An 11,782-nucleotide genomic window follows, 5' to 3' on the forward strand; every position below is an offset into this window, starting at 1 on the left:
GTCAGTGCCGGAAGTGTCTCATGCCGGTAAAAACCATTGCAACATTCAATTCATCCGATTTTTTTATACTGTCTTCATCTCGCACTGAACCACCCGGTTGAATTATAGCTCCAATTCCGGCTTTGGCAGCCAGTTCCACATTATCGGCAAAAGGGAAATATGCATCTGAAACCAGCACGCTGCCTGCGGCTTTATCTCCGGCTCTTTTAATAGCCAACTCCACAGATTCCACTCTGCTCATCTGTCCGGCCCCTACACCAACCAGAATCTGATCCTTAATCAATATGATGGCATTACTTTTTACAAATTTGATTATTTTCCAGCCGATCTGCATGTCATCGAACTCACGCGGTGTGGGTTTTTTTCTGGTCACTACCTTCAAATTTTCTTTTTTTAGCTCAGCAATATCTTCCTCCTGTAATAACAGACCTCCGCTGATCTTTCTTACATCAAAAGTAGGTGCGTTTTCAAAAAAATCTTTTTTTACCAATAGTCTCAAGTTTGCCTTGGTTTTAAAAAGCTGTCTGGCTTCTTCAGAAAATGAAGGAGCAATAATAACCTCCACAAATATTTTGGATATTTGTTCCGCGGTTAACAGGTTACACTCACGGTTAAGCCCAATAATACCGCCATAGGCAGATTTGGTATCAGCTTCATAAGCTTTCCTGTAGGCATCCTCAATAGTGTTGGCAATAGCCAGACCGCAGGGGTTGGTATGTTTAATGATAACAGCCGCGGGTTCCTCGAATTGTTTGACCATCTGATAGGCTGCCTCAGTGTCCAGATAATTATTAAAACTCAGTTCCTTGCCTTGTAATTGTTCGATACTCATCAGGCCTGATGTAAGGCCCCACTGATAAACAGCAGCTTGCTGATGGGCGTTTTCACCATAACGCAAATCCTGTTTTTTCTTCAGGCCGATAGACATTTCCTGAGGAAGGTATTGAGACGTACAAAATTTTGCCCGCAGATAATTGGAAATGACCGAATCATAATAAGCTGTGTGACTGAAAGCCTCCATAGCCAATTTTTCTCTTAATGTCTCTGAAACTTTCCCTTCATATTGCAACTCTTTTAGCACATCTTCATAACGGGCGGGATTAACCAACACAATTACATCTTTATAATTTTTAGCAGCAGACCTGATCATGGCCGGGCCACCGATATCTATTTTTTCAATGATCTCTTCCCAGGTAGATTTTTCATTAGCAATTGTTTCTTCAAACGGATACAGATTGATGACTACAATATCAATTAAAGGAATTTTCAGTTCATTTACCTGCTGCATATGCTCGGGATTATCTCGTACAGCCAGTATTCCGCCATGGATATTGGGGTTTAAAGTTTTCACCCGGCCATCCATTATTTCCGGGTAATGCGTAAGGCTGGTTATGCTTTTTACCGGTATCCCGTATTCTTCAAGTTTTTTTGCCGTTCCTCCGGTGGATATAATCTCCACCCCAAGTTTATGCAGCCCTCTGGCTATTTTATCTACTCCATCTTTATTGAATACACTGATCAATGCGCGCATATACCACCTCGTTGTTTATTATAATCCTTAAGTAAATTTTAGTCAGTCGTATTTTGCCTGGTCCTTTTACGTCTCTTGAAATTTACAAAATTTTCTATCGATATATTAATAAAACTTTATTATATTTACAATGATTATCAGCTTAAAAAATTCAAATATTTTTTTTGATCCAGCCATTCATCCGGTACTCCTTAAACGGGTCAACGGATATATTAAGGAACAAAACTTACTAAACCCATCCATGAATATAAAGCCACAGGATTTCGAGGCGATCTACGAAATAATAAAAGAACATAACTCCACCCGTTTACCCTGGGTGCGCACCAAAGAGAACTCATCTTTTTCCGGATTGATTATCCGGTCATACATAAAACTAATCGGCAAGGCAGAAAAAATACCCGTAAATTTTTTAAAAACCAGTTTATTAAATAAAACTTTAACCAGTTTCTATAATGCTCACCCCAAGGGGAACTGCAATAAAAGAATGATCAGGATCCTTGCTCATATTCTTAGCGTTCGCAATAAAATCAAGATTTGTCCGATAACAAAAAACGATTAAGCAGAAACTTTTACTTTATTATGAACTACTCTTAGTTTCTTTTTGTGATAGAGGTCTATGGCCTGAGTATAAATTTTATGTTCTTCATCCAGTATCCGCGCAGCCAATGTATCCACACTATCCGTATCAAGGACTGGAACCACAGACTGCAAGATAATAGGACCTGCATCCAGATGACTGTTAACAAAATGAACAGTACATCCCGAATATTTAACACCATATTCCAGAGCCTGCCTTTGAGCATTCAATCCCTTGAAAGAAGGTAATAATGACGGATGAATATTCATAATACGACTGGGGAAAGCATTTATAAATTCGGCAGATAGAATTTTCATATAACCGGCCAGAATGACCAACTCTACTTTAGCAGATTTTAATAAACGGATAAGTTCTTTATCAAATTTACGGTTATCAGCAAACAAACTGGGATCGACAAATTTCGTTTCCAGACCGAAATGCTTTGCATGCTCCAGTATTTTGGATTTTTTGTCTGAAAGCACAATTGCAGTTTCAGCATCGAGTTTACCCTGAATGATATTATTTTGTATTGCTAAAAAATTGGTACCGCGTCCAGAGCCCAATATACCCAGTCTAGTTTTTGATGCCATTAATAATAACCTGTTTACTGCCTTTCTTTATCGAACCCACCTGATAAACTTCATTTTTATTGGCTTTAAGAATTTTTTTTGCAGTATCCGGAGAAGTAACAAAAATCATCCCCATACCCATATTAAAGGTATTGAACATTTCCCGATCTACTACCTTACCTAATTTCTGCAATTTCCTGAAGATAGATGGTATCTCCCATGTTCCCGTTTCAAAAACAGCGTCCAGTTTGGCAGGCAGAATTCTGGCCACATTTTCGTAAAGACCTCCCCCTGTTATGTTGGCAATACCTTTGATTTCATATTTTTTAATAAGCTCAAGTACCGGACGCACATAAAGTTTTGTAGGAGTTAAAAGTTCTTTTTTCAGGGCCAACTGTTCTTTTTTGGTTTTGGCCAGCTCAGCCAGTTTTCTGGCCAAAGAATAACCGTTACTGTGCGCGCCGCTGGACGGGAACATCAGTATTGCGTCGCCTTCTTTAATTGTCTTGCCGTTAATAACCTTCTTTTTGTCTACAATACCGACAACAAACCCGGCCAGATCAAAATCTCCTTTTCTATAGACGTCTTTCATTTCAGCGGTTTCTCCGCCGATTAGCGCGCAATCGGTTTCCTGACAACCCTTAACTATCCCCTTGATTATAGCTGTAACCAGTTCCGGTTCCAGCTTATGCAAAGCTATATAATCAAGCATGAATAAAGGTCTGGCGCCAAGAGCGATAATGTCATTAACACACATGGCTACAAGATCGATACCGATCGTTTCAAAGATACCCAACTCAATAGCCAGAAGCAGTTTTGTGCCTACACCGTCGGTGCTGGATACCAGGATAGGCTCTTTATAGTCTTTCCAGTTGGGTGAAAATAAAGCGCCGAAACTACCGAAATTGTCTATTACCATAGGATTAAATGTTTTTTTTACTTCTCTGGTCAGCTGTTTTACCGATTCGTAACCGGCTTCAATATTCACTCCGGATTCTTTATATGTTAGTCCCATAATCACTCCTTGAAATGCAGAATCTCTCGCATTATAACATAATTCAAGTTTTGCGAGTATGGCCTAATTTGGCCCTGTTAGCCTGCGTTAACGATTTGTCGCTATCTCTTTTACATCAAGTTCAATTTGTTTTTTTAATAGCTCAGTCGTCGAAAAATTTTGCTGCTCACGCACAAACCTGTTAAAAGAAATTTGCACTGTCTGTCCATAAAGATCTTCTTTAAAGTCCAGAATATGACCTTCACATTCCAATGTTTCACGCCGCAAAATGCTGATAGCTGTTAAATGTTTTCTTCCATTAAACGCAGTATGTCCCGAATATACACCGGATTTGGGCAGCAACTTTCTGGGAACAATCTTCAGATTAATTGTGGGAAAACCCAATTTTTTCCCCAGTCCCTTGCCATGGACCACTTCTGACATAAAAAAATATTCATAGCCCAGAAAACAGTTGGCTTTTTCAATTTCTCCTTTGTGCAGCAATTCCCTGATTAACGTACTTTTAACAATATGTCCGTCAACTTTAACGGGCGGTACGATTTCCAATTTGAATTTATATTTTTCAGCCAGACTTTTCATGGCATCGGTATTCCCTTGTAAATTCCTGCCGAAATGAAAGTCCCAGCCCACAACAATTTTTTTGGGGGCTAACGTATCCACAATACCTTTTATAAATTGCTCACCGCTAAGGTCGATCATACGTTCGTCAAACTTCAAAAAAACAAAACCCGGATACAAAATCTTCTTTTCATCAATCAAATTAAGGATACTGTCATTAGGGGAAAAATAGGCTTTGGGTGAGGGATGAAAAGTAACGGAAAAATCAACCTTGTCAAACAAGACCCGATGTCCCAGATGGCAACCGTCAAAGGCTCCCAGAGCAAGAGTTCTGCCTTTGGTCTTGTTCATAGAGTTTTTATCTAACAAAAAATCAGAAAAATTCATTAAGCTGCCTGGACTCCTGTACATAATATGGACCTACTGCCAGCCTGGTCAGACGACTTAAGACCGCTCCCGTATTCAGCATAACTCCAATGTCATGCGCGAGTGAACGGATATAAGTGCCTTTGGAGACTACGGTTTTAATAATAAGTTTAGGGAAAAAACCATTCTTATAAGATAACAATTTCATGGATGAAATTTGCACTGTACGCTCTTCTATCTCCACTTCCTGGTTCTTGCGTGCATACTCGTACAGCTTTCGGCCGTTCTTTTTGATAGCGGAATAAACAGGGGGGTTTTGCTTTATTTCTCCCTTAAAATTCTTGAGGACTTCAATAACCGCTTCCTCCTCAATCGTACCTGGTTGTTTCATTTGCACAATGTTTCCTTCCAGGTCATAAGAATCTGTTTCCACTCCGAGCATAATCTCGGCCAGATAACATTTATCAAGTCCGGTTAACTCCTGCAATTTCTTGGTATATTCCCTTCCCACTGCCACAACCAAGACCCCGGTAGCCATAGGATCTAATGTCCCCGCGTGTCCTATCTTCTTTTCTTTGAAAATTTTCTTCAGCTTGTTGACCACATCAAAAGATGTCCAGCCATAAGGCTTAAAAATATTATATATTCCGAACTCGAGAACTGTGTTTTTTTTATTTTCCATTTATATTTATTTTTTATTAAAATACTTTTTAACTTTTTGTCTGATTTCTTCGATTTGTTTTGGAAGGTCCTGCAGCTGCATGCTGGCGCCTGAAGCATGGATATGGCCGCCACCGTTAAACTGCGCGGCCAGTTCTCTGACATTTAAAGTTTTGTCCTTGGCCCTTAAGCTTAGCTTGATATTTTTACCCACTCTGCGTGCCAGCACAGCAGCGCCGATTCCTTTGATGGAAAGAATATTGTCAACCAAACCTTCCTCCAGGCCCGTATCCTCCGGAATGTAGGAAAAAGCGATATTTTTACCGAAAATTTCCAGATTGTTTAAAGCTTCACGTATTAATTTTGATTTTTTTAGAGATACTTCGCTATATAAATGTTGAACTATATTGTAATAATCATCAGGCTCCACAAATTTTAAAATTTCATAAATAACCTTAAAAATACCGCGATGCGTACTGCTGTGTTTGAAGCGCCCGGTGTCTGTGATTATGGAAATCAATAAACATATTGCGGTTTCCCGGGAAATATCAACTTTCATTTTCTTAAACAAAAAATAAAGGATTTCGCCAACAGCAGAGGCCCAATGCAAAAGATTTAAATCGCCGAACTCACTATTGTCCGGATGATGGTCGATATTAATCACAAATGAACACCTCGACAACAAAACTTTTTGCTCGCCAAGCCTGTTCTCATTACTGGAGTCCAGAATAATAGCCAGATCATATTTTTTTTCGGCAAGTTCGCTATATTCATGAATATTCAGTCCTTTGAAAAAATAAAGATAATCCCAACTGGAATTATCCAGCCGCAAATAGGCAATATCAACCTTCTTCTTCATATGCTTCAATACAAAATTCATGGCCGCTACCGAACCGAATGCATCGCCATCGGGAAATTCGTGAGCCAGCAGCAAAATGCTTCGGGCTGCCGCGATCTTTTTTTGTAATTGCGTAACTATTTTGGGATTTAAACGCATGACAGGGCTAGCTGATATTCAGCTCTTTGATTTTCTCCAAAATACGAGTACCCTCTTCAATGGAAGTGTCCAAAACAAATTCCAGCTCCGGAACCTTCCTCATCCGGACCTTTTTTGCCAGCTGAGAACGAATGAAGCCTTTGGCCTCTTCTATTTTTGCCAGATTTGATCCGTTATTTTTGGAAAAAAAGCTTAGGTATATTTTGGCATGAGATAAATCTTTGTTAAGTTTCACAAAAGTAATGCTGAAAAGCTCTACCTTAGACTTCATTTCAAACTGAATAATGTCGGATACAATTCGCTTAATTTCTTCAGCCAGTCTGACTTCTCTGTTTTTCATGGTTTTGAATTATTTTGTAATTTCCTGCAGGGCGAAAACATGAATGCGGTCCCCTTCTTTATATTCATTAAAACCATCCAGCACTATTCCGCATTCGTAACCCATTTGAACTTCTTTTACATCGTCTTTAAATCTTTTTAAAGAGGTTAATTTACCCTGAAATATCATATTATTATCGCGAAAAATCTCTACTTCGGAATTGCGTACAGCCTTACCTTCGGTTACATAACAACCCGCGATAACACCGACTTTGGAAAACTTGAACAAACTTCTGACCTCAGCTACTCCGATCATTACCCGTTCATAAGTTGGTTTCAAAAGACCTTTTAAGGTGCCGTTCAATTCATCTATAAGTTTATAAATAATATTATATAATTTAATAACAATTCCATCTTCCTCTGCCTTGTTTTTTATTTCCATTGGTAAGGCTACATTAAATCCCAGAATAATAGACTGAGAAGCTTTGGCCAGCATCACGTCTGATTCTGTAATAATACCGGTGCTGCTATGCACCACATTGACAGTGGTATTCTCCACCTTAATTTTTGCTATGGAGCTGAGTATGGCTTCCAGTGAGCCTATCACGTCAGCCTTGATTATCAAATTAACAGTAGTGATTTCCCCTTCGCTTATTTTCTGGGAAAAATCTTCCAGGGTCATTGCCTTTTTCTTTTTTCTCATATCATCTTCTACTTCATGTCTGCGTTCCTCAGCAATATTTTTTGCTTCTTTTTCTGAAGAAACAACCTGCATAACGTCCCCAACATTAGGCACATCGGAAAGCCCCATTATTTCTACTGGCAAAGAAGGCGTTGCGTCTTTTCTGGTTTTGCCGGAATCATCGGTTATAGCTCGGACTTTTCCGAATACATGACCGATAACAAATGGGTTACCCACGCGCAACGTACCGCTTTTTATTAAAACAGTGGCAATCGGTCCCTTGTTTTTTGATAAATGCGATTCCAGAATGATACCCACAGCTTTTTTATGCGGATTGGCTTTCAGCTCTTCCATTTCTGAAACCAGCAGAATCATTTCCAGTAACTCTTTTATACCTTTGCCTTCTTTGGCAGATACAGGAACAACAACTGTTTTTCCGCCCCATTCTTCGGGCACCATATCATATTCTGTAAGCTGTTGTTTAACCCGGTCTATGTTGGCTTCCGGTTTGTCGATTTTATTAATTGCTACAATAATAGGTACTTTAGCGGCCTTGGCGTGATTGATAGCTTCAATGGTTTGCGGCATAATACCGTCGTCAGCGGCAACAACCAGAATAACCACATCGGTAATGGTAGCTCCCCTGGCCCTGATTTCCGTAAAGGCTTCGTGGCCGGGAGTATCGATAAAGGTTATATCCTTACCATGCACATGTACCTGATAAGCACCAATATGCTGCGTAATACCACCGGCTTCCCTATCTACGACATTTGTTTTGCGTATGGCATCCAGCAATTTGGTTTTTCCATGGTCTACATGTCCCATAACCGTAACAATCGGAGGACGTTCTTTTAGAAATCTCTCCTCTTCTTCTATCTCAGCCAGAAAAACATCTTCTACTCGTTTTTGCTGATCGGTTTTTTTTATGGCTTTAATATCCAGCGCTATATTGAACTGACCGGCTATTTCTTCAGCCAGGGTCATATCTATATTCTGATTAAGGTTCATCATCAGGCCCTTTTTCAAAAGAGCGGTAAGTATCTGAGTAACGGGTACATTAATAAGCAGAGCGAATTCTTTTACGGTTAAAACTTCATTTTCTATTTCTACTACTGTCAGCTCAGGCTTGGGAGCCTCTTCTTTTTTGGGGAGTGGTTCTTCCAGGGCTATCGGTACCTGTTTCTTTTCAGGCAATACAGGTTCTTCCAAGGCAGGCTCTGCTTTTTCCTTGATGGATTTCTTTTCTTTTCTTTCTTTTGCCTCGTTCATTCCCTGCAAATGAGATTTTACTTTTTTTACATCTTCATCGGAAATACTGGAGGAATGACTTTTGGCCTCTATATTGAGTTTAGCCAGAATTGTCAGTAAAACTTTACTGGTTAATCCAAGTTCTTTGGCAATTTCATGGACTCTCAATAAAAAGACCTTCTTTCCTAAATTAAGCTATTGTTTCTTTAATTTTCATATACAGATCGTAATCTATATTGCTGGTTGCGCTTTTAACTTTATGGCCTTGTTCTTCCACTTTTTTTATAAATTCATCTGTATTCATGCCCAGTTCGCTGGCTGCTTCATTGACTCTGATCTTTTTCTTTTCATCTTTTTCCACTTTTTTCTCTTCTACTTTTATTTCGGTTTCTTTTTTAGTGGCATTAGATTTCTTTTCAGCCATAAGTTTATCCAGCAGATTTGCTTCCACTTCGCTTTTTTTGACTACGTCAATGTTCCAGCCTGTAAGCTTGGAAGCCAATCTCACATTCAGCCCGGTCTTGCCGATGGCTAATGAAAGCTGATCATCCTCAACAATAGCTTTGGCCCTTTTTTCATCTTTATCCACGATTTCCACTCTATAAATGGTTGCTGGTTTTAAAGCATTGGCGATAAGTTCGCAAGTATCTTCTTTCCATTCAATAATATCAATTTTTTCACCGTTAATTTCCTTAAGCACAGCCTGGATACGCGCGCCCATTCGTCCGACGCAAGTACCTACGGCTCCTACTTCAGCACTGTTGGAATGAACTGCTATCTTTGTTCTGTAACCGGCTTTCCTGGCAATTGCTTTAATTTCTATAACACCTTCGGCAATTTCCGGAACTTCCAGTTCAAACATCTTTTTTACCAACCCTTCATGTGACCTGGAAACAACAACTTCCGGTCCTCGATTGGTACGGGCAATATCCACCAGGTATAATTTTATGCGGTCTTTAAGACGATATGTTTCGTCGGGTATCTGATTGCGATAATCAAGGACAGCTTCTGTTCGTCCCAGATTTATAAGATAATTACTACCTTCTATGCGCTGGACAATACCTGTAATCAGGTTACCTATCTTATCCTGATATTCGGACATGATAGACTTTTTTTCAGCCTCAATAATACGCTGAGTAATAACCTGTTTGGCTTTTTGCGCGGCTATACGACCGAAATCGGGCGGATGGATTTCCATATCTACTTCTTCACCCAGTTTGGCAGTAGACCTAAGTTTCTTTGCTTCTTTGGTGGTAATTTCTGTTTTAGGATCGGTTACAGTTTTTACAACTTTCATGGTAGCCATTATCATGGCGTTACTGTTATCCAGGTCCAGTATAGCTTTAAGATTGTCGGAAACCCCGTAATAACGCTTGGCTGCCAATACCAGAGCATCTGAAATGGCGCCCATTATTTCATCTTCAGGGATACCTCTCTCACTTTTTATCTGAGCTATAACTTCTCTTAATCCGTCGATCTTAATCATGAATTAAACTCCTTTTCAAGATTAAAAAAAAAGTGGGAAAATCCCACCTTCCTGAGCAACACAATTATATTACTTAATAAGTAATACAGCAACCACAAAATTATTTGGGGTTAGGAACTCCTGCATTAAACCATGAAATATACATTTACGACAATAACCGGAATAAAGACAAAATATAACCGTTTTTGTAAATATTCAGAGTTGTACATACACATAAAAAGACAGGTGTAATATGCTAAAATGTTTACAGCATAGATATTTGCAAACCTGAGAGTATGTCCGGGAACCTGATACAACAACTGCGCACCGCTTTTAACCAGGACCATAAGCCCCAGAACAAATTTGAAGACAATTGTAGCGGCTAGCGGCAGGCATAATGTCAGCATAAGCGCCACGAAACCTGTAATCACAATGTAGCTGATAAAGAATCCCAAAAAAAGATTGGCAGCCAGGGCCAAAAAATCGAAACGATGAAAAATAAGCATAATAAATGGAGTCGTAATTAATAACGGAGATATGTTCATGCTCAGCTGTTCCGCAACAAATGTCGGCACAGACAATCTTTCAGTCATTAATTTTGCAAGCCTGGGATTTAATTCCAACAGAGAAAATGTAGCACCGAAAGATAGAATAAAACCCAGATTATAAAGATTACCAGGATTTAACACCAGCATTATCAGTGCGGTCATGAGTAAAATATCCGTTGAACTTTTCTGCCTGTCCTGAAAAGTTAAAAACAAATTTATTTGCAGCATTAAAACAGCTCTGAATATAGAGACATCGCCTCCGGTTATGAGCATGAAAAAACCGTTTACAACCAGTAGCATAAAGAATTTCAACCACCTGTTCAAATGCAGCAAATTAAAAACTGTCAGCATCATTCCGGAAAGTATCGCCACCTGCGCGCCTGACACTACCAATAAATGCAAAAGACCCAGGTCTCTGAAAACTGTTTTCAATGCAGGGTCAACCTGAATGGTATCATCGCCCAGCAATAAGCCGACAAAAAAATTGGCGTAAAAAGGCGACAGATAATCATTGATTGTAGCCGTAAGATTTTCCCTAAACTTGTAAAGCCAGTTGATTGAACTTTTTCGTACCCGCACAAGCTCTATTTTCTTAAGGATTATTCGCTCTTTTTTCCCGAATTTTTTAAGCTCCACCAAAGCTTTCAGAGAAATTTTATCTGATGTTTCCAGCCGCTTGCCATATAACCAAAAGGAAGTCGCGGCACTGAGAAAAATTTTCCGGTCAGCTGTTTGAAGTTTACAAATTTTAAATGTATATTGGTTTTGCGAAGCTTTCTGGATAACACCTTCGATATAAACAATTTTATCGCTTTGCCTTTGCAGCAGATTTATATCGTGATCTAAAAAATATTGTCTGATCTGAGAATTGGCCAGCATAAAAGTGAAACAGCACAGCGAAATAAACCATAATGATCTTTGCTCCGCGGTAACACATCTGTAGTTAAACAGCCACAGAAATACCAATATCAAGCATAAAACAACCGCATAAACTACTGGCAAATATGTAGCAGCAAGCAGCCCTGTCAAACTGCTGAAAAACATATAAACGATCATAAAAGCATGATAATACGTTAACGCTTATCTGTAAATATATGTTAACGTAATAATTGTGTTTCTATTTTTTGCAACTAATAAAAATTGAGTTCGATAATTATAAGATTAAACTTTTCTGGAGTTATAACGCTAATGCAAACAAAACTTATATCCGTTGTTAATGAAATAAGAATTTCCATGCTGCTCAGGCGG

General features: G+C 39.1%; 11 protein-coding genes. 1 reads left to right on the forward strand and 10 read right to left on the reverse strand.

The window, feature by feature from the left end:
- Window position 1 precedes the first annotated feature (1 nt).
- Window positions 2-1,531 carry a bifunctional phosphoribosylaminoimidazolecarboxamide formyltransferase/IMP cyclohydrolase gene (gene purH / locus PHV30_01275; protein MDD5455643.1) on the reverse strand — a complete coding sequence of 510 codons (1,530 nt, stop codon included), beginning with the start codon at window positions 1,529-1,531 and terminating at the stop codon, window positions 2-4.
- A gap of 130 nt (window positions 1,532-1,661) precedes the next feature.
- On the opposite strand from purH, the gene PHV30_01280 reads away from it, so the two are divergent.
- Window positions 1,662-2,090: a hypothetical protein gene (locus tag PHV30_01280; GenBank protein ID MDD5455644.1), complete on the forward strand. Its 429-nt coding sequence runs from the start codon at window positions 1,662-1,664 to the stop codon at window positions 2,088-2,090.
- On the opposite strand, the gene purN is transcribed toward PHV30_01280, so the two are convergent.
- The 9 genes from purN to PHV30_01325 form a co-directional block, all read right to left on the reverse strand.
- Window positions 2,087-2,698, reverse strand: coding sequence for a phosphoribosylglycinamide formyltransferase (gene purN / locus PHV30_01285; protein MDD5455645.1), 612 nt, complete (start codon window positions 2,696-2,698; stop codon window positions 2,087-2,089). The genes PHV30_01280 and purN overlap by 4 nt on opposite strands.
- Window positions 2,682-3,692, reverse strand: coding sequence for a phosphoribosylformylglycinamidine cyclo-ligase (purM, locus tag PHV30_01290; GenBank protein ID MDD5455646.1), 1,011 nt, complete (start codon window positions 3,690-3,692; stop codon window positions 2,682-2,684). The genes purN and purM overlap by 17 nt, the downstream gene beginning before the upstream one ends.
- A gap of 87 nt (window positions 3,693-3,779) precedes the next feature.
- Window positions 3,780-4,637: a riboflavin biosynthesis protein RibF gene (ribF, locus tag PHV30_01295; protein MDD5455647.1), complete on the reverse strand. Its 858-nt coding sequence runs from the start codon at window positions 4,635-4,637 to the stop codon at window positions 3,780-3,782.
- A complete protein-coding gene (gene truB, locus PHV30_01300; GenBank protein ID MDD5455648.1) occupies window positions 4,624-5,298 on the reverse strand; it encodes a tRNA pseudouridine(55) synthase TruB in 675 nt (224 codons plus the stop codon). The genes ribF and truB overlap by 14 nt, the downstream gene beginning before the upstream one ends.
- Window positions 5,299-5,304: 6 nt before the next feature.
- Window positions 5,305-6,273, reverse strand: coding sequence for a bifunctional oligoribonuclease/PAP phosphatase NrnA (locus PHV30_01305; protein MDD5455649.1), 969 nt, complete (start codon window positions 6,271-6,273; stop codon window positions 5,305-5,307).
- 7 nt (window positions 6,274-6,280) lie between these two features.
- On the reverse strand, window positions 6,281-6,613 hold the full coding sequence (gene rbfA / locus PHV30_01310; protein ID MDD5455650.1) for a 30S ribosome-binding factor RbfA: 333 nt from the start codon (window positions 6,611-6,613) through the stop codon (window positions 6,281-6,283).
- Between the two features lie 9 nt (window positions 6,614-6,622).
- Complete coding sequence (infB, locus tag PHV30_01315) at window positions 6,623-8,689, reverse strand: translation initiation factor IF-2 (GenBank protein ID MDD5455651.1); 2,067 nt, start codon at window positions 8,687-8,689, stop codon at window positions 6,623-6,625.
- 22 nt (window positions 8,690-8,711) lie between these two features.
- On the reverse strand, window positions 8,712-10,007 hold the full coding sequence (nusA, locus tag PHV30_01320) for a transcription termination factor NusA (GenBank protein MDD5455652.1): 1,296 nt from the start codon (window positions 10,005-10,007) through the stop codon (window positions 8,712-8,714).
- 125 nt (window positions 10,008-10,132) lie between these two features.
- A complete protein-coding gene (locus PHV30_01325; GenBank protein ID MDD5455653.1) occupies window positions 10,133-11,590 on the reverse strand; it encodes a ComEC/Rec2 family competence protein in 1,458 nt (485 codons plus the stop codon).
- Window positions 11,591-11,782 lie beyond the last annotated feature (192 nt).

The organism is Candidatus Margulisiibacteriota bacterium (genome assembly GCA_028715625.1).
Lineage (GTDB): Bacteria > Margulisbacteria > Riflemargulisbacteria > GWF2-35-9 > GWF2-35-9 > JAQURL01.

Bases quoted from the DNA above. Each gene is read 5' to 3' on its own strand.
- purH (MDD5455643.1), bottom strand. From the start codon at position 1,531: ATGCGCGCATTGATCAGTGTATTCAATAAAGATGGAGTAGATAAAATA.
- PHV30_01280 (MDD5455644.1), top strand. From the start codon at position 1,662: ATGATTATCAGCTTAAAAAATTCAAATATTTTTTTTGATCCAGCCATT.
- purN (MDD5455645.1), bottom strand. From the start codon at position 2,698: ATGGCATCAAAAACTAGACTGGGTATATTGGGCTCTGGACGCGGTACC.
- purM (MDD5455646.1), bottom strand. From the start codon at position 3,692: ATGGGACTAACATATAAAGAATCCGGAGTGAATATTGAAGCCGGTTAC.
- ribF (MDD5455647.1), bottom strand. From the start codon at position 4,637: ATGAATTTTTCTGATTTTTTGTTAGATAAAAACTCTATGAACAAGACC.
- truB (MDD5455648.1), bottom strand. From the start codon at position 5,298: ATGGAAAATAAAAAAAACACAGTTCTCGAGTTCGGAATATATAATATT.
- PHV30_01305 (MDD5455649.1), bottom strand. From the start codon at position 6,273: ATGCGTTTAAATCCCAAAATAGTTACGCAATTACAAAAAAAGATCGCG.
- rbfA (MDD5455650.1), bottom strand. From the start codon at position 6,613: ATGAAAAACAGAGAAGTCAGACTGGCTGAAGAAATTAAGCGAATTGTA.
- nusA (MDD5455652.1), bottom strand. From the start codon at position 10,007: ATGATTAAGATCGACGGATTAAGAGAAGTTATAGCTCAGATAAAAAGT.
- PHV30_01325 (MDD5455653.1), bottom strand. From the start codon at position 11,590: ATGATCGTTTATATGTTTTTCAGCAGTTTGACAGGGCTGCTTGCTGCT.